Source organism: Stenotrophomonas mexicanensis (assembly GCF_032911605.1).
Classification (GTDB): Bacteria; Pseudomonadota; Gammaproteobacteria; order Xanthomonadales; family Xanthomonadaceae; genus Stenotrophomonas; species Stenotrophomonas maltophilia_A.
Genome location: NZ_JAWJTG010000023.1, coordinates 23083 through 46889, shown reverse-complemented (window position 1 = coordinate 46889; position 23807 = coordinate 23083). Strand labels below are relative to the sequence as shown.

General features: G+C 66.0%; 26 protein-coding genes, 1 other RNA gene and 1 pseudogene. 13 read left to right on the top strand and 15 right to left on the bottom strand.

The annotated features are described in order from the left end of the window. Positions 1-83 precede the first annotated feature (83 nt). The 6 genes from R1L06_RS11605 to R1L06_RS11580 form a co-directional block, all read right to left on the bottom strand. Positions 84-329 carry a hypothetical protein gene (locus R1L06_RS11605; RefSeq protein WP_032128270.1) on the bottom strand — a complete coding sequence of 82 codons (246 nt, stop codon included), beginning with the start codon at positions 327-329 and terminating at the stop codon, positions 84-86. A 24-nt stretch (positions 330-353) separates the two neighbouring features. Continuing rightward, a complete protein-coding gene (locus tag R1L06_RS11600) occupies positions 354-593 on the bottom strand; it encodes a hypothetical protein (protein WP_317217777.1) in 240 nt (79 codons plus the stop codon). Between the two features lie 135 nt (positions 594-728). Then, positions 729-962: a hypothetical protein gene (locus tag R1L06_RS11595; protein WP_032128272.1), complete on the bottom strand. Its 234-nt coding sequence runs from the start codon at positions 960-962 to the stop codon at positions 729-731. An 87-nt stretch (positions 963-1049) separates the two neighbouring features. Continuing rightward, the gene (locus R1L06_RS11590) at positions 1050-1754 is read right to left on the bottom strand and encodes a PA1136 family autoinducer-binding transcriptional regulator (protein WP_049423583.1); all 705 of its coding nucleotides are present in this window, start codon (positions 1752-1754) and stop codon (positions 1050-1052) included. Between the two features lie 5 nt (positions 1755-1759). Then, positions 1760-2632 (bottom strand): glyoxalase III HchA, encoded by an 873-nt coding sequence (gene hchA, locus R1L06_RS11585; RefSeq protein ID WP_317217776.1) that lies wholly within the window; start codon positions 2630-2632, stop codon positions 1760-1762. 70 nt (positions 2633-2702) lie between these two features. Beyond that, entirely contained in the window at positions 2703-3635 is a 933-nt protein-coding gene (locus R1L06_RS11580) for an AraC family transcriptional regulator (protein WP_317217775.1), read from the bottom strand. Between the two features lie 98 nt (positions 3636-3733). Between R1L06_RS11580 and R1L06_RS11575 the strand changes: the two genes are divergently transcribed. Next, a complete protein-coding gene (locus tag R1L06_RS11575; RefSeq protein ID WP_317217774.1) occupies positions 3734-4426 on the top strand; it encodes an alpha/beta hydrolase in 693 nt (230 codons plus the stop codon). Positions 4427-4500: 74 nt separating this feature from the next. Here R1L06_RS11575 and R1L06_RS11570 read toward each other — a convergent pair whose 3' ends face one another. Continuing rightward, entirely contained in the window at positions 4501-6522 is a 2022-nt protein-coding gene (locus R1L06_RS11570; protein WP_317217773.1) for an esterase/lipase family protein, read from the bottom strand. 153 nt (positions 6523-6675) lie between these two features. On the opposite strand from R1L06_RS11570, the pseudogene R1L06_RS11565 reads away from it, so the two are divergent. Continuing rightward, positions 6676-7136: pseudogene (locus R1L06_RS11565) on the top strand (methyltransferase family protein). 14 nt (positions 7137-7150) lie between these two features. Here the strand turns inward: R1L06_RS11565 and R1L06_RS11560 are convergent. Both R1L06_RS11560 and soxR read right to left on the bottom strand, forming a co-directional pair. Further along, positions 7151-7636, bottom strand: a complete 486-nt coding sequence (locus R1L06_RS11560) for a hypothetical protein (RefSeq protein WP_317217772.1) — start codon at positions 7634-7636, stop codon at positions 7151-7153. Between the two features lie 93 nt (positions 7637-7729). Then, positions 7730-8200: a redox-sensitive transcriptional activator SoxR gene (soxR, locus tag R1L06_RS11555; RefSeq protein ID WP_317217771.1), complete on the bottom strand. Its 471-nt coding sequence runs from the start codon at positions 8198-8200 to the stop codon at positions 7730-7732. Between the two features lie 108 nt (positions 8201-8308). Here soxR and R1L06_RS11550 point away from each other — a divergent pair, with 108 nt between their 5' ends. Together R1L06_RS11550 and R1L06_RS11545 are read left to right on the top strand one after the other, a co-directional pair. Then, positions 8309-9058, top strand: a complete 750-nt coding sequence (locus tag R1L06_RS11550) for an MFS transporter (RefSeq protein ID WP_317217770.1) — start codon at positions 8309-8311, stop codon at positions 9056-9058. After that, a complete protein-coding gene (locus tag R1L06_RS11545; protein WP_317217769.1) occupies positions 9010-9537 on the top strand; it encodes an MFS transporter in 528 nt (175 codons plus the stop codon). The genes R1L06_RS11550 and R1L06_RS11545 overlap by 49 nt, the downstream gene beginning before the upstream one ends. Before the next feature lie 48 nt (positions 9538-9585). Here R1L06_RS11545 and R1L06_RS11540 read toward each other — a convergent pair whose 3' ends face one another. Then, on the bottom strand, positions 9586-11091 hold the full coding sequence (locus tag R1L06_RS11540; RefSeq protein WP_223224726.1) for a S8 family serine peptidase: 1506 nt from the start codon (positions 11089-11091) through the stop codon (positions 9586-9588). A gap of 343 nt (positions 11092-11434) precedes the next feature. Then, positions 11435-11827, bottom strand: a transfer-messenger RNA (tmRNA) gene (gene ssrA, locus R1L06_RS11535). Positions 11828-12338: 511 nt separating this feature from the next. Between ssrA and R1L06_RS11530 the strand changes: the two genes are divergently transcribed. Continuing rightward, positions 12339-12770 (top strand): GNAT family N-acetyltransferase, encoded by a 432-nt coding sequence (locus tag R1L06_RS11530; RefSeq protein WP_317217768.1) that lies wholly within the window; start codon positions 12339-12341, stop codon positions 12768-12770. A gap of 141 nt (positions 12771-12911) precedes the next feature. After that, a complete protein-coding gene (locus tag R1L06_RS11525) occupies positions 12912-13484 on the top strand; it encodes a hypothetical protein (RefSeq protein ID WP_317217767.1) in 573 nt (190 codons plus the stop codon). A 124-nt stretch (positions 13485-13608) separates the two neighbouring features. On the opposite strand, the gene smpB is transcribed toward R1L06_RS11525, so the two are convergent. Then, complete coding sequence (gene smpB / locus R1L06_RS11520) at positions 13609-14112, bottom strand: SsrA-binding protein SmpB (protein ID WP_010484447.1); 504 nt, start codon at positions 14110-14112, stop codon at positions 13609-13611. A gap of 57 nt (positions 14113-14169) precedes the next feature. Between smpB and R1L06_RS11515 the strand changes: the two genes are divergently transcribed. Further along, complete coding sequence (locus R1L06_RS11515) at positions 14170-14595, top strand: type II toxin-antitoxin system RatA family toxin (RefSeq protein WP_010484449.1); 426 nt, start codon at positions 14170-14172, stop codon at positions 14593-14595. Positions 14596-14598: 3 nt separating this feature from the next. Then, positions 14599-14856, top strand: coding sequence for an RnfH family protein (locus tag R1L06_RS11510; protein ID WP_032128285.1), 258 nt, complete (start codon positions 14599-14601; stop codon positions 14854-14856). A 36-nt stretch (positions 14857-14892) separates the two neighbouring features. Here R1L06_RS11510 and R1L06_RS11505 read toward each other — a convergent pair whose 3' ends face one another. Then, the gene (locus tag R1L06_RS11505) at positions 14893-15285 is read right to left on the bottom strand and encodes an outer membrane protein assembly factor BamE (RefSeq protein WP_010484453.1); all 393 of its coding nucleotides are present in this window, start codon (positions 15283-15285) and stop codon (positions 14893-14895) included. Between the two features lie 103 nt (positions 15286-15388). Between R1L06_RS11505 and fur the strand changes: the two genes are divergently transcribed. Continuing rightward, the gene (gene fur, locus R1L06_RS11500; RefSeq protein WP_005409235.1) at positions 15389-15796 is read left to right on the top strand and encodes a ferric iron uptake transcriptional regulator; all 408 of its coding nucleotides are present in this window, start codon (positions 15389-15391) and stop codon (positions 15794-15796) included. Positions 15797-15854: 58 nt separating this feature from the next. On the opposite strand, the gene R1L06_RS11495 is transcribed toward fur, so the two are convergent. Beyond that, entirely contained in the window at positions 15855-17099 is a 1245-nt protein-coding gene (locus tag R1L06_RS11495) for an SGNH/GDSL hydrolase family protein (RefSeq protein WP_317217766.1), read from the bottom strand. A gap of 97 nt (positions 17100-17196) precedes the next feature. On the opposite strand from R1L06_RS11495, the gene R1L06_RS11490 reads away from it, so the two are divergent. Beyond that, entirely contained in the window at positions 17197-18114 is a 918-nt protein-coding gene (locus tag R1L06_RS11490) for a LysR family transcriptional regulator (RefSeq protein ID WP_317217765.1), read from the top strand. A gap of 121 nt (positions 18115-18235) precedes the next feature. On the opposite strand, the gene recN is transcribed toward R1L06_RS11490, so the two are convergent. Beyond that, a complete protein-coding gene (gene recN, locus R1L06_RS11485; protein ID WP_317217764.1) occupies positions 18236-19897 on the bottom strand; it encodes a DNA repair protein RecN in 1662 nt (553 codons plus the stop codon). Between the two features lie 114 nt (positions 19898-20011). On the opposite strand from recN, the gene hrcA reads away from it, so the two are divergent. The 3 genes from hrcA to dnaK all read left to right on the top strand — a co-directional run bounded on the left by hrcA (position 20012) and on the right by dnaK (position 23763). After that, the gene (hrcA, locus tag R1L06_RS11480; protein ID WP_107432375.1) at positions 20012-21076 is read left to right on the top strand and encodes a heat-inducible transcriptional repressor HrcA; all 1065 of its coding nucleotides are present in this window, start codon (positions 20012-20014) and stop codon (positions 21074-21076) included. A gap of 63 nt (positions 21077-21139) precedes the next feature. Next, positions 21140-21655, top strand: a complete 516-nt coding sequence (grpE, locus tag R1L06_RS11475) for a nucleotide exchange factor GrpE (protein WP_032128290.1) — start codon at positions 21140-21142, stop codon at positions 21653-21655. A 182-nt stretch (positions 21656-21837) separates the two neighbouring features. Beyond that, positions 21838-23763: a molecular chaperone DnaK gene (gene dnaK / locus R1L06_RS11470; protein ID WP_032128291.1), complete on the top strand. Its 1926-nt coding sequence runs from the start codon at positions 21838-21840 to the stop codon at positions 23761-23763. Positions 23764-23807 lie beyond the last annotated feature (44 nt).

Sequence of the window (23807 nt, the reverse complement as noted above, 5' to 3'; positions counted from 1 at the left end):
GGGGTCGGCGATATGCCGGGATGGGCGGATGGAGATGCCAGGCGGGCGGTGAAGGTCCCGCCCGGCGGATCGCGCGGGCGCGATCAGGGGTCGTAGATCATCCCGTTCTCGTCACGGTTGTAATGACTGGTGACTTCGCGGGTGCCGTCGTCGTAGACCACGTACGACGTGCAGCGCTGGTGGAACACGTTGCCAGCGATGCGGAAGGGCACACACTCTTCCTGGACCTCGATGACCTCGGCAGCCGTTGTGGTGGCGACGGGGGCCAGCATCAGCACGGCCAGCACGGTGGCAAGCGAACACATCGATACGCCTTTATGCAGTCTCATTCCCACACTCCTTGTCGATGAGGATTACATCAGATACGGGTTGCCGTATTCGTCGATCCAGTACTCGGTGAGGAAAATCTCGCCGTCCGCATCGGGCATGGTCACGATGCAATGCTGGTGGATGCGGTAGCGCTCCACTTCAAATGGTTCGCAGCGCGTCACGCTGCCGGGTGGGCTGGTAACCCCGGCATTGGCGTTGCCGCTCGACATCATTCCAGCGAAGGCCACGGCCAGTGCGGCCATCGAGGCCAGGTGCAGTTTCATGGGCATCATCCTTGTGTCTGCAATCGCGCATCTGCGCGGTGTCGTGCAACTACCCCCGGGTAGAGCATGCACCCGAGCGGCAGCTGCTGCATGCGCGCCGGTCCGGCGGGCGGCCCGGCGCAGTCCCCTGCCGGCTCAGTCGCGCAGGTAAGGGTTGCCGTACTCGTCGATCCAGTACTCGGCTTCGTACACGTTGCCGAACTCATCGGTGTAGGTTTCCGTGCAGTGCTGGTGGACCCGGTTGTGGTCCACTTTCACCGGCACGCACGAAACATTCTCTTTCGGTCCCCCGGCATTGGCGTCCGCCACCGGAGCCAGGGTTGCCGTTGCCATCACCAACGCGGCCATCGCGGCCAGTTGCAGTTTCATAAGCATCGTCCTTGCTTTCTGCAATCGCGCACATGCGCATGGCGTGTGTAACACGCGAATCAGAGCGCCGGAAGTGTCTTGCCCGGATCAGTCCTCGATCTCGCCGCGCCGACTGGCAGCACGCACCGCCTGCGCGGTGGTTGCCACGCCCAGGCGCTGGCGCGCGCGTCGCAGATGATTCTCCACCGTACGGGCGGAAAGCCCCAGCGTGGCCGCGATTTCCGCCTGGCGACGGCCGGCGGCGACCCAGCGCAGCACCTCGCGTTCGCGCGTGCTCAACGCACTTCCGGAAAGCTCGGTGGGCGTCTCGGAAAGCCGGCGTGCGGCACGGAATGCTGCAGCTGCAGCAGCATCCAGCAGCAGTCGCGCGCTGGCCGATGCATCGATCGCTGTCCCGGCAAAACTGATCGCGCCTTCCAGCCCTGTGGTGCCGAACACCGGCACCTGCAGACCGTGCAGGCCTTCACCACGTGGCTGCTTTACCACCTGATAGCGTTCGCCGCGAACGCCCTGGCGCTTGCTCCAGAAGAACGGCGCGTCACTGTCCAGAACGTGGCGATTGACCGGACAGGCGTGCAGGTAGCGCGCGAGGTCGGTAGTGCTGCCGTCGCCGAACCAGTCGCCCTCGATCCAGTACACGCGCTGGGTACCGCGTTCCAACCCCGTGCCGGTGGCGAACACCAGCACGCGGTCGTAGCCCAGCGGTGCAGAGATGCCGCGTAGTACCGCGCCCACCGCACTCAGTGAGCGGGCGCGTTCCAGTTCCAGCAACGCCTGCACCAGATCGCTCACGCCAGTCAGCGCCGGGCCAATGCGTCGAGCAGCGTGCGCGCGGCCAGCTTGCCCAGCGCATTGCCGGCCAGCGGGCTGTCGCCGGTCAGCAACAGGCGGTCCTGCAGCACGCTGCCATCGATGCCGTCGTTGACGATCTGCACGCCCTGCTGCGCCAGGCGCTCACCGAAGAACCACGGCAGCTGCCCGGGCATGTAGCCGATCTCCGGCGTCTGCCGGTCCATCGCATCGGGGAAGGCACAGATGCGGTAGCCGCGGAACAGCGAACCACCGTCGGCCTCGTCAACGCCTGTGGCCAGCAATGCGGCCGGGCCGTGGCAGAGGGTGATGATGTGACGTTGCTCGGCCATCGCCCAGTGCAGGGCCGCCTTTACCGCGCGACTCTGCGGCAGTCCGATGAGGGCGCCGTGGCCACCGGGAATGAACACGGCTGCATAGTCCGACGCGGCATCGAGGCCTGCCACCACCTCATCCAACGGCAGTGGCTGGCGGAAGCGGGCTTCGTAGCGGTCGTACAGTCCGCCGATCTCCTTGTCCTCATGCGGGAATGCCCACCACTCGAACTTGGCGGCGTTGCCGGACAGCGTGGCCACATCGATGTCGAAGCCGGCCTTGTCCAGGTGGTACATCGGCAGCAGGGTTTCCACCGGATGGTTGCCGGTGGAGAACAGGTGGCCGTTGGCGGTGGGCAGATAGCGTTCGTCCGCAGCGATCATCAGCACCTTCCAGCGGCCATCGCGGCGCGCGTCGGGATAGTCGGCGCCGGACAGGTCGCTCTTCGCCGATGTGAACTGTGACAGCGAGTACGGCGACGGGAAGAAGGCGTCGCGCTCGGCCGGATCGGGGCTGGGGTGGCGGCTGGGCTCTTGCGTGTTCATGCGGACCTCCAGTGGGGTAGTGGAGCCAGCATAGAAGGGCGGATGCGTACAGGCGATGAGGGTTTTCCTCTCATTCGCGCGACGTTGCCACCTGTTGGCGCCAGGCATTCGGGCTCATACCGAAGGCGCGGCGGAAAGCGCGACTGAATGCCGGTTCGGAGAGATACCCGACGTCTCCGGCGATCTGAGAAACCCGCCGGTTTCCGCTGCGCAGCAGCTCTGCGGCCAGTTGCAGCCGCGATCCAGCGAGATAGCGCATGGGTGACATGCCAGTGGCCAGGCTGAACCGCTGCGCGAAATTCGAGCGCGATTGATTCAGGCTTGCCGCCAGAGACTCGACCGTCCATGCCTGTGCGGGGTGTGCCTGCATCAACGCCAGTGCCCGCCCGATCAATGGGTCGGCCAGCGCATGCAGACGCTGGCAGTTGTGTGGACTGGAGGTTCCCAGCCAGTAGCGCAGCGTCCAGACAAACAACAGGTCGAGCAGGCGTGACAGCATAAGCCCACTGCCCAGGGTGGGCCGGGCCGCTTCAACCTGGATCGCGCCCAGGGTAACCGCCACCCAATCGGCCGAGCTGGCGGGAAATCCGTTTGGCATCCGGTCCACCTCGGGGACATGCAGCCAGCCGGGCAGGGCATCAAGCAGCAACTGGCTGCCTGGGCCGTCAAATCCAAAGGATGCCGTGGTCAGATGGACGGGCTGCAGAGCTTCGCCGGCACAGTCGATGCGATGTGTCCGGCCATGCGGCATCAACAGCAGCTCGCCGGCCTGCAGTGGCACGACCGCTGCATCCGCATGCAGACGTGCCGTGCCCTGTTCTATGAAATGGAAGCAGCCGCGCCCCTCGGCAATGATGCGGGTTCCATCGGGCTGCACGACGTGGCGGGTGATGTCGCCGCCGTGCATGCGCGAGGACTGGAAGATCGCAAACAAGGCATCGGATCCGGCCTGGAGCGATTCGGTGGTGTGGAGCCTTGGCATGGTTTTCAGGAGTCCGTGCATCGCCGCTGGCAGTGGCGATCCGTAGTCTGGTCGGGTGGCTTCAGGCAGCGCTGGTGGCTGTCGGGCAACGATCCCATCCAAGTGAGGAGTTCTGCAAGATGAGCAAGCCAAGCATCGTTCTGGTTCATGGTTTCTGGGGTGGCGCCGCGCACTGGTCCAAGGTGATCCTGGAGCTCGATCGCCGGGGTTTCCACGACCTGCATGCCGTGGAACTGCCATTGATGTCGCTGGCCGACGACGCAGAGCGAACCCGGCGCATGATCCGCCAGATCCCGGGGCCGGTGCTGCTGGTCGGTCATTCCTATGGTGGCGCGGTGATCTCCGAAGCCGGAAACGAACCCAACGTGACCGGCCTGGTGTTCATCGCCGCGTTCGCGCCGGATGCGGGTGAGAGTCCCGGTGGCATTACCGAGCAACAGCTGCCGCAGGCGGCGGCCAATCTGGCGGCGGACAGCGACGGCTATCTGTGGCTGCAGCCCGGCAAATTTCACGAGAGTTTCTGCCAGGACCTGCAGGCCGACGAGGCGCGGGTGATGGCGGTCACGCAGAAGGCGCCGATGGCGAGCACGTTCGGTGATGCCGTCAGTGACCCGGCGTGGCGACACAAGCCGAGCTGGTACCAGGTCTCCAGCGCTGACCACATGATCCACCCTGACAACCAGCGGCGCATGGCGGCCCGCATGCAGCCACGTGCCAGCATTACGCTGGACGCCAGTCATGCTTCGTTGGCATCGCAGCCGGTAGCGGTGGCCGAACTGATCACCGACGCTGCGGCCCACGGACAAGGCTGAGTACGCCGGTCATGCCTCAGTGGCGGTGTCCCGGCCTGCCAGAGCACTGCTGCCGAGATGCCGCCACGCTTGCGTTACTTGTTCTGCCGGTCGTGCTCCTGCATGTCTTCATGCAGGATCCGCCGCAGTTCGACGATGGCCGGCGTGGCTTCCTGCACGCTGTGCCCGGACACGATCACCTTCTCCGAATCCGCGTGCGGAAGGTGCGAGCTCCAGTAGGGCACCAGCCCGTCGTCGGTCTTTTCCAGCGGACCATCTGCCTTGGCGCGCGCGATGATCGAGTGGTAACGCACCTTCGGTGCCATCGGCAGGTCGGCCACGGCGCGCACGAAGGGATCGTCCTTGTCCAGGTTCTGGATGCTGTTCATCTGGTAGCCGTGCTTGCCGTCGTTGCGATCGATCTTGCCGTCGTTGGCGATGGTGGCCACGTCCTCCAGGACGGTCAGTGGCAGCCGTACCAGGCGGCCGATCCAGCGGCCGAGGCGGGTGCTCGCCACATCGGTACCGCGGTGCGGCGTGGCAATGAATACCACGCGCGATACTTCCGGTTCCGGCAGGAAGGTCAGCACCGGCGCGCCCTTGGTGCGCAGCAGCTCCTGCTGCGCAGGCGTCATCTGTGCGGTCGCCAGCAGGGTCTCTACCAGGTGGTCGCCGGAAGAAGACACCATCAGCCGTGAGATCACCCCACCCATGCTGTGCCCGACCAGCACCATGTCATGCGAGGCCTGCGCCTTGCCGCTGGGGTCGAAGTGCTTGAACACCTCATCCAGCGTGTGGCGCATCGCATCGTGGCTCATCGCGATGGGCATGTTGGTCGGGTAGTAGAACTGCCAGACCTGGAAGTCCTGGCGGATCTCGTCGTCGCGCATCAGCTCGTTGGCGACGTTGACCCAGGCTTCCGGGCTGCTGGCCAGGCCATGGATCATCAGCAGCACGCGGCGGTTCGGGTCGTAGGGCTGCATCATGTACAGATGCGGCGTGTCGATGCCGCCCTTGCCACCGAACAGCGAACGCAGCGATTGGTGGCTGAAATTGGAGCGCGCCAGCCACAGTGCGTAGCCTGCGGTGAAGTTCGCGGCCAATGGCACCTGCTGCCCATGCAGGGTGACTTCCGTGATCTGGTAGGGATCGTGGATCTCCAGTTCCGGCTCGTCGTCGTGCAGTACTTCCCACAGGTTCTTTCCGGAGAAGCGCAGCAGCACCGTCATCGATGGCGACGGCATCTCGCTCCAGCTCTGCGTGATGGGCGTGGTGGCCTGCGCGGCGGCTGTGGTGGCCGGCGGCGTGGTGGCCGTAGTGGCGGCTGGATCATCCATCACGGCCACCAGTTCGGCACCGAAGCCATCGCGGCGATGCACGCTGCGCAGCGTGCCGGTGAACGACAGCGAGGCTGCCGGTACCAGTTCGGTGGGCGTACGCGTATCCAGCGGTGATGCTTGGCCCGACGGCGCCAGCACGAACGTCCAGCGGCCCAGCTGGAAGTGGCTGGCTTCACCATGCACGCGCCCGGTGGCATAGGCGTTGTACAACTGTACCGAGGCTTCCTGCACGGCCAGGTTGTAGTAGTCGCGCACCTGGGTCTGGCGGTCTTCGAAACCGCGCTGGTTGGCCGTGCGCTCGGTGAAGAACAGGTAGGCGTAGGCCTGCCGCGCGACCTGCATCCACGCGTCCAGGCGCGGCTGGAAGTCCGCATCCAGTTCGGTGATCGCGCTCTTGGCGCGGCCTGACGTGGAGTACTCGCGCTTGGGCGCGGGCAAGGTCATCGCATACTGCAGCCACAGCTCGGCCAGGCTTGAGCGCTTGTCCTCCTCGCGCACCACGATGCTGCCTTCCATGGCCTCGATGCAGGGCAGGCCTGGCTTGGCGCAGACGCCTTCGTCGAGGCCGGCGACGCGCAGCGTCTCCATGGTGGCCGAACTGAGCTTGCCGGTGGTCAGGATGTCGCCGCGTTTCAGGGCGATGTACTGGCCGGGGGTGACCGAGGCCACCTGCACCGACGGCCCGAACTGGCGCAACGTCGCGCAGCCGCCCAGGGTGAGCAGCACGGTGATGATGAGGGTCGTGCGGCCGATGAAGCCCAAGCCCGTGGTTGCCATACGATCCTCCTGCGCGGTGGCGCCACTCTAGCGGTCGGCATGTCAAAGCGGAAGATACCGGGCGGTCGGTTTGGAGCGCGGAAATGCCGCCAACCGGGCGATTCAGGCATTCCCGTGTGACACTGGGGTGAACAGGATGAATGCGGGGCTGCGATGCGATGGCTTGAGACCCGTGTTCCTCCGCCTCTTGTGATGCTGTTGTGCGCCGCCATCGGCTATATGGGCAGCCGATGGCAGCCGGGCGCGGCGCTGCAGCTACCCGTGCTGGAGGTGCTTGCGGGTCTGGTGATGGCCTTCGGCGTGGTATTGAACCTGCTGCCGAAGCTGGCCTTCCGGCGCGTGGGCACCACGGTCAACCCCCTGCGGCCAGCGACGTCGAGCGTGCTGGTCACGCACGGCGTGTACCGCTACACGCGCAACCCGATGTACCTGGGCCAGGCCACTGTCCTGGCAGGTGCGATGCTGTACCTGCAGAATCTGACCGCACTACTGGCCGTGCCGCTGTTCGTGCTGTACATCAGCCGATGGCAGATCATGCCGGAAGAGCGGGCACTGTCGGCCCGCTTTCCGGAGGCATACGCAGCCTTCCGCCAGGCGTACGGCGCTGGCTCTAGCGCGGGTCAGGCCGTCACGGTGTGATCTGGCATTTCACGGCAGCGGAATAACCTTCGTAATCGTCACCGGCAATCACGTGCAGGGTGTGGTGCTTGTCGATGCGCTTCACGTAGGACGGTGCTTCGGTGTTGGCGTATTCGTTGACCGTGGTCACCGACCAGGTCTTGGCCAGGCGCTTTGGGTCGACACCGTTCAAGTAGACGAAGATGCTCTTCTCGCCCTCGGCGACATTCACGTCGGCATGGGTGACGGTACCGCCGAACAGGGCGACCGGCGTGGTTTCCGGCTCGAACGTGCCACCAGGTTTCCTGGCCAGGCCGGCTGCCTGCAGGGCATCGATGGCCTCGGCTTCGCTGAAGGTCGAGCCTGCCTTGCAGGCCAGCAGGGCTTCGAGTGTTGCGGTGCCGGGCGGCGCGATGGCGGGTGCAACCGCGTGCGCAGCCGGGGTCGCGGCACAAGCAGCCAGGAGCAGGGCAGAGGTGATGATCACAGTTCTCATCGCAGGTCCTTCTGTAGGTATTGGGCAGCAACGCGGACGGAGGATGCCGCCTCATTGTGCGATGTTCCAGTCAGTGCCGCGTGCAGCAACGGATCATGGCACGCCCCGGTCGCCGTCGCCCGATTCAAGCAAGACGGCGCCGTCGCCGCGTTGTGACAACTGGTCGCCAGGGTTTCGCAACGGACAGTCCTTCAGTGACAGGCAACCACAGCCGATGCAGCCGTCAAGCTGGTCGCGCAGCTGGACCAGGCTGCGGATGCGCTCGTTCAGCATGTCGCGCCAGTTGCTGGACAGCCTTGCCCAGTCCTTCGAACTGGGCGCCCGTTCGGCTGGAAGATCATCCAGCGCGATCTTGATCGTGGCCAAGGGAACGCCTGCACGCTGTGCGACCTTGATCACGGCAATGCGCCGCAGCACGTCGCGGCGGTAGCGGCGCTGGTTGCCGTTGTTGCGCCAGCCATGGATCAGTCCCTTGGCTTCATAGAAGTGCACGGTGGCAATGCTGACCCCGCTGCGACGCGCGACTTCGCCCACGGAAAGCGGAACGCTGACATCGATCTTCATGGCCGGGGTTCCTTGACCTAATCAATACATGAGGTTTTATAAGGCAGTTCCCTTTTTCCTGCATGTGAACCCTGGGCTGCAGGTCATGAATCATAGGTTTGAACGAAAGTGGAACAGCAAGGCATCGCCGTCCCCGGCACCCGCTGGGGCGATCTCCTGTCCGGCCGCAATGCAGTGCGCTCACTTGCCCTGGCGGGCGGGGTCGCACTGCATGCGGTCAACGTCTACATCGCCACCACCATGTTGCCAACCGTGGTGCAGGACATCGGTGGCCTGGATCTCTACGCATGGAACACCACGCTCTTCGTGGTCGCGTCCATCCTGGGGTCGGCATTGTCGATCAAGCTGCTTGAACGTGCCGGGCCTCGTGGAAGCTATGCACTGGCGACGCTCATCTTCGCAGCCGGTGCCGTGATCTGCGCGCTCGCGACCTCGATGCCGATGATGCTGGTGGGGCGACTGGTGCAGGGTGTCGGCGGCGGCTTCCTGTTCGCACTGGCCTACGCCATGATCCGGCTCGCGTTCGAAGAGCCGCTCTGGCCCCGCGCGATGGCCCTGGTTTCGGGGATGTGGGGCGTGGCGACGTTGATCGGGCCTGCGGTGGGCGGCGTCTTCGCCGAATGGGGCGTATGGCGGGCCGCATTCTGGTCGGTCACCGCGGTTGCCGTGTTGTTCGCGCTGCTGGCGTCGAACGTCCTTCCGCAGAGGGAGGCATCGTCTTCAGCTGCGGCCAGGTCCTCGGTCCCGTGGCTGCAGATCCTGCTGCTGACCCTGGCCGTCATCAGCGTCTCCCTTGGCAGTTCCTGCAGGTGCTGCATCAACAATCACCGCTTGCTGCGGGCTATCTCGCGGCGTTGATAGCGGCCGGTTGGACGCTCGGGTCGTTGGTCGGCTCCGGCTTGAGCGGGCGCGGCGTTGACCGGGCGTTGATGATCGGCCCGGCGCTGGGATGGCTGGGCATGATCGGGCTGGTGCTGTGGGTGCCGGCTGCCGGCAGCGGTACGTGGTTGCAGATGGTCCCGATCTGCGTGGCGCTGGCCGTCATCGGGATCGGCGTGGGCCTGGCCTGGCCTCACCTGCTGACACGCGTTCTGACCTCTGCACCGCCGGAGGAGCAGGAGCGCGCCAGCGCGTCGATCACCACCGTCCAGCTGTTCGCCACCGCGGCCGGGGCTGCGCTTGCCGGGATGGTTGCCAATGCAGCGGGACTGATCGAGCCGGGCGGGGCCGAGGGAACCGCGCGTGCGGCCCGGTGGCTGTTTGCCACCTTCGCGCTGGCGCCGATGCTGGGCATGCTGCTGGTGAAGCGATGCCGCTTGCCGGCGGACATGAACTGAGCAACGGAAGAGGGCGCAGCGACCTTGCCGGGCCACTGCGCCATGCCATCAGTTGCTGGCTGCCTTCACGGCTTCGGCCGCGTCAATGATGCCTGGCCCGCAGCCACCCGGGCAGTTCGCTGCGGCGATCGGGTGCGCAGTGCGACGCAGGATGTCCTTGACCTGGTCGGTGGTCTTTGGCACCGGCGCCACCGCTTGCATCAGCGCGACGATGCCAGCGACGTGAGGCGCCGCCATCGAGGTGCCGGACATGAAGTCGAAGGCGTTGTTACCCACCGTGGACAGGATGCCCTGCGCCGGATGCTGACGGGTCGGGGCGCAGTTGGCCTGGCTAGGCGGCGTGGCCAGCGGCAGGAACTCGCCGACGGACGCGCGGCAGGACCAGGTTTCACCACCGGGTGCGGTGATATGGATGCCTGCGCCATAGTTGGAGTAGAACGCGCGTCGCCCGCCCTGATCGTTGGCAGCCACTGCGATCACGCCCTTGCAGTTCGCCGGAGCAAACTCGGACACATCCAGATTGCTGTTGCCGGCGGCGACCACCACGATCGTGCCCTGCGCGGTGATGTCGTCGATTGCATCCTGCTCGGCCGGCGAGCAGGCGCGGCGGCCGCCCAGGCTGAGATTGATGACTTCGGCCGGGTTCGCATTGGCCGGGACGTTGGGCACGTTGATGCCGGCACTCCAGAGCATGCCATCGATGATGTCGGCGGAACCGCCATTGCCCTGGTTGCCGAGTACGCGCACCGGCACGACCTTCGCGTTGTAGGCCACGCCGGCCACGCCGATCTGGTTGTTGGTCACCGCAGCGACTGTTCCAGCGACGTGGGTGCCGTGTGCGATGCCCGAGGCATCGAAGGCATCCGCGTCGCGTCCATCGCCATCGTCGGATCCGCCACAGCCGGGATTCATTCCGCCGATGATGCACTGCCAATCACTGAACGGACGGGTCGACGAAATCATGTCGTAGCCCGGCAGCAGGTTGGCCTGCAGGTCGTTGTTGTTGAGGTAGCCCGAATCGACCACAGCCACCACCACGCCCTGGCCAGTGGAGCGATCCCACGCGCCGGGCAGGCGCGCGCCACTGGTCGGATTGCTGTAGTGCCACTGCTCGCCGTAGCGTGGGTCGTTCGGTGTGGCGAATGCGCTCATCATGTAGTTCGGCTGCACATACTCCACATCCGGATCGTCGGCGATGCGCTGCATCAGGATCTGCGCTTCCGGGAGGTCCAGTGGCTTGTCCGTGGTGACCACGTCGGCCCCGCCGCCCATGCGGCGTTGATGGGTTACGGACGCGGCTGCTGGCGGTGCGTTGCCGATCGAACGCTTGCTGCGCTGCTGGACGCCGAGGCGCTTCTTCAGCGCATCCTGCGCGGTGGTGGCGGAGACGCGCTTGCTGCTGCCGTCCCGGTACTTGACGATGAAACTGCTGTACTGCTCGTTGCTGGCCATGCCTCGCGTCCATACCCGTTCGGTGGGTTGGGCGAAGGCGGGGGCGCTGGCCAGGACCAGGGTGATGGCGCTGGCAAGGGAAACCCGAAGCGACGTACGCATGGATACAGTTCCTTTGTGGAAGATGTGTCGAACAGGCCGTGCCCTACGGGCTCGGCTTGGATGTGAAGGGTGCAGGTGTCCCGTGGTCTCCTTTTGATGGCGACCAAGGACGAACGGCTTCGCGGACACATCCCCCCCAAGGAGAGGGTGGGAAATTTCTGAAGTGGTTTAGTGATGTCGAAAGCGAGAGAAGATGGCGGTTGCCGACATTGCTTGACGGCATCGGACCGCGATTGCGCCGGGGCGTCGAACTTCGCAGCGGCGTAGAGCAGCCAATAAAAAAGCCCGGAAACCCACGCTGGTGGAATTTCCGGGCTTCTCCGGTCCTTGACGAACCGTTCGTTGGTGGAGGTGGGCGGAATTGAACCGCCGTCCGAAGGCACTCCATCCCCAGCACTACATGCTTAGCTCACCGTTGAATCTCATCCCCGAGCAGCACGGTGTGCAAAGCGCACCCGGGAACCAGCCTGTTGTGTTCTAGTGCCGGACTGACAGGCAGCCGCCCAGCGCGATTCCATGATAATGACTCTACGCTGCGAGCATGGACACAAGCAGTTTCGAGGCTCCGCCTAAGTCGGCAGAAGGTCACGCACCGCAGTTTTTAGGCTGCGAGAGCGACCGGAGCGTAGTTGTCGTCGTTGGCAACTAGAGTTTTGCAGCTGGATTTACGAGGAAAGCTACCCCCTCGGCATGCGCCAGGCGACTTCACAACCCCCGTCGAAACCAATGCACCCCCGGTTTCTTCAAGCATTGCAAGGCTTTGGGGTCAGTGCCGTCATAAAAACTGACACTGACCCTGCCCAACGAGACGGATCTTACGGCAATCTTCCTGAACAGTCACGCGGGTGAGCGTCCGGCCCCCAGCTGTTTGGCACGTTGCGATCCCTTGGGGCGCCGAGCTCGAATTTCCGGACATCACTCCACGGGGGGGCTCATGGCCATTTCCGTCAGCCCCGGCAACTGGGGACAGTATCGGATCGGGCAAGAGGTGCGCGGTGGCATGCTGTCGGCTGAATCGTCCTGGTCCATCCAGCCACACGCAGATCGGGCGGCGAAGGCCCTCGCGGCAGCGTTTCCGGCAACAGGTCCTGCATCAGGGCTGCAGGCCTATCTGTTGTTGAAGGCAGTGGCATCGGTCTGTGCTCAAGACGGGCCGCAATAGCGCCAAACGCTGAACCGGGCCGGCGTAGGTGCGATCAGGCTTGATAGCATCCAGATCCCTGAAGTTGAGCCAGTGGAAGGACGCCATGACGCTAGACGTTGCAGTAACAGATGAACCCAGCGACGAAGCGCTGGAGGTGATTGGCACTGGCTTGGATCAGTTCAATCTTGACGCTGCCGGTTACGCCGATCGGCGCACACTGGCGGTGCTGGTCACCAATCCGGCCAGTGGCGAGGTGGTGGGGGGCCTTACCGGGCGAACCTCACTGGGCCTGTGGTTCGTGGATCTGTTCCATCTGCCAGCGGCCCATCGCGGCAACGGGCTGGGGTCGCGTGTGCTGAAGGCCGCAGAGGATGAAGCGCGGCGTCGCGGTTGCCGTTCCGGCGTGCTGTACACCCTCAGCTTCCAGGCGCCCGACTTCTATGTGAAGCATGGATGGGTCGTGTTCGGCCGTGTGCCATGCGATCCGGTCGGCACATGCAGGGTGTTCCTCAGCAAGGATCTGTCGGCGGGGTGAGCGCTGCGGGCGAGCCGCGTGTCCTGTCAATCCGCAACTTGTTGTAGAGCGTCTGTCATAGCGGATTGCTAACTTCGTGGGCACGAATTTGCGACACACTGGCGATGACCATCCGAGCCAGGACAGACACGGAGACTATGGGTGACCGATGCAAGCCAACAACGCAGCCTGCGGCAGCTGATCGGGCCGGTCGGTGCCGACTACCAGCGGCGTGCGTTGCCGCCGGGCTGGGTCTGGGCGGTGCTGGCGGTGCTGCTGGCGGCCACCTGGGTGACGGAGTTGCCGGCCACGGCAGCTGCGGCACTGGTCGCCAGCGCGGTGGTGGTGCACTGGTCGCAGCGCGGCCGCATCCATTGGCTGGGGTGGCGCCTGCCGAGCCTGGCGGTGCTGGCTGCCCTGCTGTGGGGGCCGGAGGTGCTGTCGCAGTGGTTCGAGCACGGGCTGGCCGTGGTCCTGATGTCGCTGGCCAGCCTCAGCATCGGTGTGCATGTCTGGCAGTCGCGACAGATGGCGCGCCAGCTGCAGGGCGCGGCCGATGCACTGGACGACGCCCAGTTGCTGGCGTTGCTGCCGGCTGATGCCGCGAACCTGGCCCAACAGTGGCGCTTGGGCGATGACCGTTACGCACCGGAGCTGGCGGTAGTGATGCACCTGGCGGTGATGCACGCGGCGCTGTCGCCGCGGATGCGCAGGCAGGGCATGCTGGCGGGGTGACCCGCCTTTTGTAGAGTCGAGCCATGCTCGACTGCTTTTCTTACGGAAGCCGAGCATGGCTCGGCTCTACAGAAGCCAAGGCAGTCGAGCATGGCTCGACTCTACAGGGTGATGCGCAGACGCCTTACGCGTCGCGGTTACCGCGACGCATCACGCGCTGCTTCTCGATCGCCCAGTCGCGGTCCTTGGCGGCATCGCGCTTGTCGTGGGTCTGCTTGCCCTTGGCCAGCGCGACTTCGAGCTTGATCTTGTTCTTGCTCCAGTACATCGCGGTGGGCACGATCGTGTAGCCATCGCGCTCGACCTTGCCGACCAGCTTGTCGATCTCGCTCCGGTGCAGCAGCAGCTTGCGATCGCGCCGGTCGTTGGCCACGACATGGGTCGAGGCCTGGATCAACGGAGTGATCTGCGCGCCGATCAGGAAGATCTCACCATCCTTCACGTAGGCGTAGGCGTCGACGATGTTGCCGCGGCCAGCACGGATCGATTTCACCTCCCAGCCCTGCAGGGCCAGGCCGGCTTCGAAGCGGTCTTCGATGTGGTACTCGTGGCGGGCACGCTTGTTCAACGCGATGGTTTTGTTGGCCGTCGCGCTCTTTGCTTTATCCTTGCCGCTGTTCTTGCTCATTTCCGTATTGTCTCCGATTCGGGCCCGCCCGGTCGATTGCCGAAACGTCCTGTATTCATGCCTACTATCCGCCGCAGCGCCCTGGTCGAACATTCGGCCGCGCGCATGTTCGACCTGGTCAATGATGTCCAGGCCTATCCGCGCCGTTTCCGCTGGTGTTCGGCTGCCCAGATCCTGGAGCAGGGCGAGGACCGGCTGGTAGCGCGCCTGGACCTGGGCCTGGGCTCGTTCAGCACCTGGTTCCAGACTGAAAACACACTGCAGCGCCCGCACAGCATCGATATGCAGCTGCGCGATGGCCCGTTCAAGCAGCTGCACGGCCGCTGGGAGTTCCATGCGCTGGCCGAAGATGCCTGCAAGGTCACCCTGACCCTGGACTTCGAGCCCAGTTCGCGCCTGCTCGGTCCGGCGCTGGCATTGGGCTTCCAGAGCCTGGCCGACCGCATGGTCAACGACTTCATCCGCGTTGCCGACGAGGCCTGAGCGATGATCGAGGTCGAGGTGGTGCTGGCCTGGCCGCAGCGGGTGCTTTCGCGCCGGTTGCAGCTGGACGAGGGCGCGACCGTGGCCGAGGCCATTGCCGCTGCTGCGCTGGAAGGCAGTGCCGACTGCCCGGCGGCGGCCGTGCATGGGCTGCTGGCGCGCCCGCAGCAGGTGCTGCTGGATGGCGACCGCATCGAGCTGCTACGCCCGTTGCAGGCCGACCCCAAGGACAACCGCCGGCGGCGCGCGCTCGGCGGTTGATTCCTGTCGCCCGTCCGCGAGGACGGGCAGGGGGCGTCAGCGACCCTTCTTCTTCTTGTCCTTCGGCAGATTGCGGCCGAACTGGCGCACGGTCTGCTGGGCCAGGGCCTTGTCGTTACCCGGGAAGTAATCGCCTTCCCAGCGGGTCACGTTGTCATTGTCGAAGAACACGGTGAAGTTCTTCACCTCGGTACGGCCCAGGCGGTTCACGCGCTGGCTGGAGGTGTAGTCCCAGCGCTGGGCGTGGAACGGGTCCGGAATGGACGGGGTGCCCAGCAGCGCAGTGACCTGCTGCTTGCTCTGCCCGACCTGCAGCTTGGCCACGGCATCTTCCCGGATCAGGTTGCCCTGATAGATGGGTTGCTTGTAGATGATGCCGCACCCGGTGGTGGACAGGGCGACGGCGGCGACCAACAGGAGATTGCGCATCGGGACTGGCGGTTGGGGAAATCAAACCGATGATACACTCCCGGCGTGCCACCGCGACCCAATCCGAGGCAGCTGGCGCTAAATCGCCAATGAACGGAGACCTATGGAAACCCACGACCTGCGAAAAGTCGGCCTGAAGGTGACCCATCCACGGATGCGGATCCTGGCGCTGCTTGAACAGCGCAATGCCCAGCACCACATGACCGCCGAAGACATCTACCGCCAGCTGCTCGAGCATGGCGACGAGATCGGCCTGGCGACGGTCTACCGGGTGCTGACCCAGTTCGAGGCTGCCGGCCTCGTGCTCAAGCACAATTTCGAAGGCGGCCAGGCCGTCTACGAGCTGGACCGTGGCGGCCACCACGACCATATGGTCGACGTGGACAGCGGCAAGATCATCGAGTTCGAAAGCCACGAGATCGAGGAGCTGCAGCGCAAGATCGCCGCAGACCACGGCTATGAGCTGGAAGAGCACTCGCTGGTGCTGTACGTGCGCAAGAAGCGCAAGTAAGCCGTTCCGGCCAGCTGGATGCGACGAAACCCCGGGCCTTCCCGGGGTTTTTCGTTGCTTACGGCAGATCCACGCCATGCGTGAGGGGCCCTATCAGCACCTCCAGATCCACCGCCTCGGCCATTGCCCGGTTGCCCGCATCGCCCGGATGCAGGTGATCGCCGGAGTCGTAGGCGGCAGCCATCCGTGACGGATCGGCCGGGTCGCGCAGCGCCGCGTCCAGGTCAATCACCGCGTCAAACGGGCTGTCCGTGCGCAGCCAGGCGTTGAGCTGCCGGCGCAGGGCGTCCTTGTCCGGGTGGTAGTAGTCGTCCAGCGGCGTGCCGGGCAGGGCGCCGGCGAACGGCGTCAGGGTGGCGCCGAGGATGCGTAGACCCCGCCGATGGGCCTGTTCGGCCAGGGTGCGATACCCCGCCTGCAGTTCGGCCAGCGTGGGCCGGGCCTGGTTCCGGGCGAAGGCGGTGCCGGGCCAGCTGATGTCATTGATGCCGATCAGCACGACTACGCTGACCACGCCTGGTTGATCCAGCACGTCACGCCGGAAGCGGGCCAGGGCGGATTCGCCCATGCCATCGCGCAGCAGCCGCCCCCCGGAAATGCCGGCGTTGACCACGGCAACGCCCCGCGGTGCCAGGCGCGCCGCCAGATGGTCGGTCCAGCGCTGATCCTGGTCGAGGCTGGCGGTGGCACCGTCGGTGATCGAGTCGCCGATCACCACCACGCTGCGTGCGCTGGCCGCCGCCTCGACCTCGATGCCAGCCAGGAACAGGCGGGCAGTGGTGCTGCTGGCCCCGATCAGAGCCTGGGCCTGACTCTGGTCGCCTGGCGCAATCCAACTGGTCTGGCGACCCTCCCAGTGGAACGTCTGGACTGGAGTCGGTCCCGGCACAAAGACACTGATCTGCAACGCCTGGCGGTCATCCGTGGCCACCGCTAGTGGATCGCTCAGCCGTTCCTGACCTGGGCCGATCAGCACCCCGGGCTGGCCGTCGAAGCTGAGCGGCTGCGGGGCGGCACCCGCGTGTGCGGCCACGCTGGCCGCCCCGATCCGCAGCGGCTGGGTGCTGTAGGCATTGCTCAGCCGCACCCGCAGCCGGGGCCCGCCCAGGCTGATGCGCGCGGTCTGGCGGAAGGTCTGGTCCTGCAGCGTGGCCGGGACCAGGGTCGGGAACAGGAAATCGGCGCCCCAGACCGGTTGCGGACTGGCCTGCCAGCTGGCGACCCAGTGCGGGGCCGGGGCGGCACTGGCTGCGCTGGAGAGGGCGATCAAGGCGGTCGCGGTGAGCTGGCTGAGGCGGTTCATCGGGCAATCCCGGGAGGAGGGAGGGCCATGGTGATTCTCCGTCGATCTGTGAACTAGACTGCGCATGGATAATCATCTGTGAACTGGATTCATCGCCATGGCGCGACCCGACATCAACCGATCCGGCGAACTGGAAGTGTTCGTGCGGGTGATCGAGACCGGTGGCTTCTCTGCCGCCGCCCGCACCCTGGACATGACGCCGTCGGCAGTCAGCAAGCTGGTGGCCCGGCTGGAGCAACGGCTGGGTACGCGCCTGCTGCAGCGCTCCACCCGCCAGCTGCAGCTGACCCCGGAAGGCTGCGCGTTCTACGAGCGCGGCCTGCGCGTGCTGGCCGACCTGGAGGAGGCCGAGCGCTGCGCCAGCGCCCATGCCGAGCCGCGCGGACGCCTGCGGGTCAATTCCAACGTGCCATTCGGCCAGCATTTTCTGTTGCCGCTGCTGCCGGCGTTCCTCGAACGCAACCCGCAGGTGGGCGTGGATCTGACCTTGAACGACGAGGTGATCGACCTGCTTGAGCAGCGCACCGACGTGGCGATGCGGGCCGGCCCGCTGAAGAGCTCCAGTCTGGTGGCGCGACGGCTGGGCGCGACGCGGATGATGATCGTGGCCGCGCCGGCCTATGCGCAGCGGCACGGCTTGCCGCGCAACGCAGAGGAGCTGCAGTCGCACAACCGTCTGGACATCGGCCATGCGCGTGCGATGCAGGGCTGGCCGCTGCTGCAGGACGGACGCGAGCGGATGGTGCTGCCCAGTGGCAATGCCCGCGCCAGCAATGGCAACGCGCTGCGGCAGCTGGTGCTGGGCGGGTTGGGCCTGGCGCGGCTGGCGACTTACCAGGTGCAGGAGGACATCGCCGCCGGACGCCTGCTGCCGGTGCTGGAAGAGGCCAATCCCGGTGACCTGGAAGAGGTCCATGCGGTGTTCCTGGGGCAGGGTGGCTACCTGCCGCTGCGAGTGCGCGCCTTCCTCGATTTCCTGGTGGAAACGGTGGATCTGGCGCGGCCACGGGGGTAGTGCCGGCCGCTGGCCGGCAACTTCATGATCTTCGTTCACCTGTGTTGGGTTGCCGGCCAGCGGCCGGCACTACCTCGCGCGTTGTAGATCCACGCCATGCGTGGATAACCGCGAACAGGCCTCAGACCTGCAGCAGCTTGCGGGCGGCGGCGCGCGCTTCCTTGCTCACTTCCACGCCACCGAGCATGCGCGCCAGTTCTTCCTCGCGTGCCTTGCTGTCCAGCTTCTCCACTGCGCTCTGGGTCATGCCTTCCACCGGGGCCTTGCTGACCCGGTAGTGGGCATGGCCCTTGGAGGCGACCTGCGGCAGGTGGGTCACGCACAGCACCTGGCGCTTCTCGCCAAGGGCGCGCAGCTTCTGGCCGACGATGTCCGCCACCGCGCCGCCGATGCCGGAGTCGACCTCGTCGAATACCATGGTCGGCACCGCATCCAGGTCCAGCGCGGCCACTTCGATGGCCAGTGAAATGCGCGACAGTTCACCGCCCGAGGCCACCTTGCGCAGGGCGCGCGGTGGCTGGCCGGCGTTGGCGGCGACCAGGAATTCCACGCGTTCGGCACCCTGCGGATCGGGCTTGCCGGAATCCTGCGGCTCCAGCTCGATCAGGAACTGGCCACCGCCCATGCCCAGCTCGGCGATGATGCCGGTGGTGGTGGCCGACAGTTCGGCAGCGGCGCTGCGACGGCTGGCGGTCAGCACCTCGGCCTGTACGCACCAGGCGGCGGCGGCCTTGTCGATCTCGCCGGCCAGGCGCTGCAGGCGTTCGTCGGCGCCGCGCAGCTGTTCCACTTCGGCATGCATGCGCTCGCGCTGCGCGCCCAGCTCGTCCATCGGCACGCGGTGCTTGCGGGCCAGGTCGTGCAGGCGGCCGAGGCGACGCTCGTTCTCCTCGAACTGCTCCGGGTCGGCATCAAGGTCGTCGTGCACCCGGTCCAGCAGCGACAGGGCTTCGTGCAGCTGGATCGAGGCATTCTCGATCAGGCCGTCCACCTCGCCCAGGCGCGGGTCATGTTCGATCAGGCGCGACAGCTCGTGGCGCACCTGCTGCAGCAGGTCCAGCGCGGAACTGCCGTCGTCGCCGTTGAGCTGGTTGCTGGCCGCCTGGCAGGCGCTCAGCAGGGCGCTGGCATGGGCCTGGCGGCGGTGGCTGGCGCCGAGCGCGGCGATCGACTCCGGTTCCAGGTCCTCGCGGTCCAGTTCGCGCAGCTGGTGCTCCAGGAAGCCGATCCGGTCACTCACGTCGCCCTGTTGCGACAGCGCCAGCGATTCGTCGACCAGCGCCTGCCACGCGGCGGCGGCGCGGCGCACCTGGCGGCGCGCCGCCTCGTTGCCGGCATAGGCGTCGAGCAGGGCCAGCTGCGACGGACGGGTCAGCAGCGCCTGTTGCTCATGCTGGCCATGGATCTCCACCAGCAGCGCGGCCAGGTCGGCCAGCTGTGCGAGGGTGACCGGACGGCCATTGATCCAGGATCGCGATCCGCCGTCGGCGCGGATCACGCGGCGCAGCTGGCACTGTTCCTCATCGTCCAGCTCGTTGTCGGCCAGCCACTGGCGCGCGGCCTGCAGCTGGTCCAGCGCGAACTCGGCGGAAAGCTCGGCGCGGGCGGCGCCGTGGCGGACCACGCCGCTGTCGGCGCGCAGGCCGGACAGGAAGCCCAGCGCGTCGACCATCAGCGACTTGCCGGCGCCGGTCTCGCCTGAAACCACGGTCATGCCCGGCCCGAACTCCAGTTCGGTGGCGCGGACGACGGCGAAATCCTTGATCGAAAGATGTCTGAGCATGGGTAAGGGGTATCGGCAGCCGCGCAACGCTAGCACGCGGGGGAGGGAGGTCCAATGACTTGCCAAGGTGATGCGCCGCCATTATCTAGTGTCCGTGTCTCACAGGTTGATTCCATGCACGGTTCTCCCGACCAGCTTGCCCCGCGTGCGCGCCATCTGCTGCGCACGCTGATCGCGCGTTACATCCAGGACGGTGAGCCGGTCGGCTCGCAGACGCTGGCGCGCGTGGCCGGCCTGGAGGTCAGCCCGGCCACCATCCGCAACATCCTTGGCGACCTGGAAGACCTGGGGCTGCTGGCCTCGCCGCACACCTCGGCCGGGCGCATCCCGACCGCGCATGGCTATCGGGTGTTCGTCGACAGCCTGCTGCAGATGCAGCCGCCGGGCGAGGGCGAGCTGGCCCGGTTGCGCCAGGAGCTGGCCAGCGGCGGTAGCACCCAGGCCCTGCTCGGCAGCGCCTCGGAGCTGCTGTCGGCGATGAGTCACTTCGTCGGCGTGGTCAGCGCGCCACGGCGCGAGCAGTTCGCCTTCCGCCAGATCGATTTCGTGGCGCTGGACGGGCGCCGGGTGCTGGCGATCCTGGTGTTTGCCGACAACGAGGTGCAGAACCGCGTCATCGAGACCCGGCAGGAGTTCGCGCCGGGCCAGCTGGAGCAGGTGGCCAACTACCTCAATGCGCATTTCGCCGGCCTGCCGATGGCCGAGATCCGCACCCGCCTGCTGCTGGAGCTGCGCGATGCCCGTTCCGAGCTGGAGCAGCTGCTGGCGCACAGCATTGAACTGGCCGAGCAGGCCCTGCAGCCGGCCGCCGACGACATGCTGGTGGCCGGCCAGACCCGCCTGATGGGGGTGCAGGACCTGTCCGACCTGGAGCGCCTGCGCGAACTGTTCGAGCTGTTCTCCAGCAAGCGCGAGATCCTGCAGCTGCTGGAGCGGACCATCCAGGCCCCAGGCGTGCGCATCTTCATCGGCGAAGAGACCGGGATGATGCCGCTGCAGGGGGTCTCGCTGGTCACCGCCCCGTACACCGCCAATGGCCAGGTACTGGGCGTGCTGGGCGTGATCGGCCCCAAGCGGATGGCCTACGACCGCATGATTCCGCTGGTCCAGGCCACTGCCGATGTGCTCGGCGCGGCCTTTTCACCGGCCGGGCGCACTCCCGGAACATCCGACGCTTGAAACGCAGCATCCCGCCCACACTAGGGTGGGTGGAGGCGGAGATTGACCGCCAGGGACCCAGACATGAACCACGAACATCCAGATATCGAATCCCAGCAGACTGCCGCCGATGCGGCCGCCGCCGCCGGCGTCAACGACGAAGTGGAGCGCCTGCGCGCCGAAGTCGAGCAGATCAAGGCCGATGCGCTGCGTGAGCGCGCCGACCTCGAGAACCAGCGCAAGCGTGTTGCCCGTGACATCGAGCAGGCCCGCAAGTTCGCCAACGAGAAGCTGCTTGGCGAGCTGCTGCCGGTATTCGACAGCCTGGATGCCGGCCTGAAGGCCGCCGGCGACGACCCGCATCCGCTGCGCGAAGGCCTGGAGCTGACCTACAAGCAGCTGCTGAAGGTCGCTGCCGACAACGGCCTGGTCCTGCTGGACCCGATCGGCCAGCCGTTCAACCCGGAACACCACCAGGCGATCAGCCAGGTGCCGACCCCGGGCGCCGCCCCGGGCAGCGTGGTGACCGTGTTCCAGAAGGGCTACCTGCTCAACGAGCGCCTGCTGCGGCCGGCGCTGGTGGTGGTGGCCGCCGATTGATCGGCCGGGCCGGGCCATGCCCGGTCCCGGTCGTGCCAGGCCATGCCTGGCAAGGTTTTCCAGGCGCTGAACACAGCGTTCGGGAGATGGCTTGAATGTTCCACGAGCCTCCCCCACATCGTATTCATCCACCGGCCGAGCGGCCGGACTGACCCCAACAAGCATCCTCAGGAGTCTCCCCCATGGGCAAGATCATTGGTATCGACCTCGGCACCACCAACTCGTGCGTGGCGATCATGGACGGCGGCAAGGCCCGCGTCATCGAGAATTCGGAAGGCGATCGCACCACCCCGTCGATCGTCGCCTACACCAAGGACGGCGAAGTCCTGGTCGGCGCCTCGGCCAAGCGCCAGGCCGTGACCAACCCGAAGAACACCTTCTATGCGGTGAAGCGCCTGATCGGCCGCAAGTTCACCGACGCCGAAGTGCAGAAGGACATCGCCCACGTCCCGTACGGCATCCTGGCCCATGACAATGGCGACGCCTGGGTGTCGACCAGCGACGGCAAGAAGATGGCCCCGCAGGAAATCTCGGCCAAGGTGCTGGAAAAGATGAAGAAGACCGCCGAGGACTTCCTCGGTGAGAAGGTCACCGAAGCGGTCATCACCGTGCCGGCCTACTTCAACGACAGCCAGCGCCAGGCGACCAAGGACGCCGGCCGCATTGCCGGCCTGGACGTCAAGCGCATCATCAACGAGCCGACTGCGGCTGCGCTGGCCTATGGCCTGGACAAGGGTGACAACAAGGATCGCAAGATCGTGGTGTACGACCTGGGCGGCGGCACCTTCGACGTCTCGGTGATCGAGATCGCCAACGTCGACGGCGAGAAGCAGTTCGAAGTGCTGGCCACCAACGGCGACACCTTCCTGGGCGGCGAAGACTTCGACAACCGCGTCATCGAGTACCTGGTTGAAGAGTTCAACAAGGACCAGGGCATCGACCTGCGCAAGGATCCGCTGGCCCTGCAGCGCCTGAAGGACGCCGCCGAGCGCGCCAAGATCGAGCTGTCCAGCGCCCAGCAGACCGAAGTGAACCTGCCGTACGTCACCGCTGACGCCTCGGGTCCGAAGCACCTGAACATCAAGCTGACCCGCGCCAAGCTGGAAGCGCTGGTGGAAGACCTGATCAAGAAGTCGATCGAGCCGTGCCGCGTCGCCCTGAACGATGCCGGCCTGCGTTCGAGCGACATCAGCGAAGTGATCCTGGTCGGTGGCCAGACCCGCATGCCGAAGGTGCAGCAGGCGGTGACCGAGTTCTTCGGCAAGGAACCGCGCAAGGACGTCAACCCGGACGAAGCCGTGGCACTGGGTGCTGCGATCCAGGGCGGCGTGCTGGGCGGCGACGTCAAGGACGTGCTGCTGCTGGACGTGACCCCGCTGTCGCTGGGTATCGAAACCATGGGCGGCGTGTTCACCAAGATCATCGAGAAGAACACCACCATCCCGACCAAGGCTTCGCAGGTGTTCTCCACCGCCGAGGACAACCAGTCGGCCGTGACCGTGCACGTGCTGCAGGGTGAGCGCGAACAGGCCCGCTTCAACAAGTCGCTGGCCAAGTTCGACCTGTCCGGCATCGAGCCGGCCCCGCGCGGCCTGCCGCAGGTGGAAGTGTCCTTCGACATCGACGCCAACGGCATCCTGCACGTGTCGGCCAAGGACAAGAAGACCAACAAGGAACAGAAGGTCGAGATCAAGGCCGGTTCGGGCCTGTCCGAGGAGGAGATCGCACGCATGGTCGCCGACGCGGAAGCCAACCGCGAAGAAGACAAGAAGTTCCAGGAGCTGGTGCAGGCCCGCAACCAGGCCGACGCCCTGATCCACGGCACCCGCAGCGCCATCACCGAGCACGGCAGCAAGGTCGGCGGCGATGTCATCGGCAAGGTCGAGGCGGCGCTGGCCGACCTGGAAACCGCGATGAAGGGTGACGACAAGGCACAGATCGAAGCCAAGTCGAAGGCACTGGAAGAAGCCGGCCAGTCGCTGTTCGCCGCCGCATCGGCCGACCAGGGCGGTGCCGCCCCGGGTGCCGACGCTGGCAATGCGGGCAAGCCGCAGGATGACGTGGTGGACGCCGAGTTCACCGAAGTCAAGGACGACAAGAAGTCCTGATCCGGACCGACACGGGACGCTGGCCATCAGCGTCCCGTTGTCGC

Bases quoted from the DNA above. Each gene is read 5' to 3' on its own strand.
- R1L06_RS11605 (WP_032128270.1), bottom strand. From the start codon at position 329: ATGAGACTGCATAAAGGCGTATCGATGTGTTCGCTTGCCACCGTGCTG.
- hrcA (WP_107432375.1), top strand. From the start codon at position 20,012: ATGCACGGTTCTCCCGACCAGCTTGCCCCGCGTGCGCGCCATCTGCTG.
- R1L06_RS11595 (WP_032128272.1), bottom strand. From the start codon at position 962: ATGAAACTGCAACTGGCCGCGATGGCCGCGTTGGTGATGGCAACGGCA.
- R1L06_RS11575 (WP_317217774.1), top strand. From the start codon at position 3,734: ATGAGCAAGCCAAGCATCGTTCTGGTTCATGGTTTCTGGGGTGGCGCC.
- R1L06_RS11580 (WP_317217775.1), bottom strand. From the start codon at position 3,635: ATGCACGGACTCCTGAAAACCATGCCAAGGCTCCACACCACCGAATCG.
- hchA (WP_317217776.1), bottom strand. From the start codon at position 2,632: ATGAACACGCAAGAGCCCAGCCGCCACCCCAGCCCCGATCCGGCCGAG.
- R1L06_RS11495 (WP_317217766.1), bottom strand. From the start codon at position 17,099: ATGAACCGCCTCAGCCAGCTCACCGCGACCGCCTTGATCGCCCTCTCC.
- grpE (WP_032128290.1), top strand. From the start codon at position 21,140: ATGAACCACGAACATCCAGATATCGAATCCCAGCAGACTGCCGCCGAT.
- R1L06_RS11530 (WP_317217768.1), top strand. From the start codon at position 12,339: ATGACGCTAGACGTTGCAGTAACAGATGAACCCAGCGACGAAGCGCTG.
- smpB (WP_010484447.1), bottom strand. From the start codon at position 14,112: ATGAGCAAGAACAGCGGCAAGGATAAAGCAAAGAGCGCGACGGCCAAC.
- R1L06_RS11560 (WP_317217772.1), bottom strand. From the start codon at position 7,636: ATGAGAACTGTGATCATCACCTCTGCCCTGCTCCTGGCTGCTTGTGCC.
- R1L06_RS11570 (WP_317217773.1), bottom strand. From the start codon at position 6,522: ATGGCAACCACGGGCTTGGGCTTCATCGGCCGCACGACCCTCATCATC.
- soxR (WP_317217771.1), bottom strand. From the start codon at position 8,200: ATGAAGATCGATGTCAGCGTTCCGCTTTCCGTGGGCGAAGTCGCGCGT.
- R1L06_RS11510 (WP_032128285.1), top strand. From the start codon at position 14,599: ATGATCGAGGTCGAGGTGGTGCTGGCCTGGCCGCAGCGGGTGCTTTCG.
- R1L06_RS11600 (WP_317217777.1), bottom strand. From the start codon at position 593: ATGAAACTGCACCTGGCCTCGATGGCCGCACTGGCCGTGGCCTTCGCT.
- R1L06_RS11515 (WP_010484449.1), top strand. From the start codon at position 14,170: ATGCCTACTATCCGCCGCAGCGCCCTGGTCGAACATTCGGCCGCGCGC.
- R1L06_RS11490 (WP_317217765.1), top strand. From the start codon at position 17,197: ATGGCGCGACCCGACATCAACCGATCCGGCGAACTGGAAGTGTTCGTG.
- recN (WP_317217764.1), bottom strand. From the start codon at position 19,897: ATGCTCAGACATCTTTCGATCAAGGATTTCGCCGTCGTCCGCGCCACC.
- fur (WP_005409235.1), top strand. From the start codon at position 15,389: ATGGAAACCCACGACCTGCGAAAAGTCGGCCTGAAGGTGACCCATCCA.
- R1L06_RS11540 (WP_223224726.1), bottom strand. From the start codon at position 11,091: ATGCGTACGTCGCTTCGGGTTTCCCTTGCCAGCGCCATCACCCTGGTC.
- dnaK (WP_032128291.1), top strand. From the start codon at position 21,838: ATGGGCAAGATCATTGGTATCGACCTCGGCACCACCAACTCGTGCGTG.
- R1L06_RS11505 (WP_010484453.1), bottom strand. From the start codon at position 15,285: ATGCGCAATCTCCTGTTGGTCGCCGCCGTCGCCCTGTCCACCACCGGG.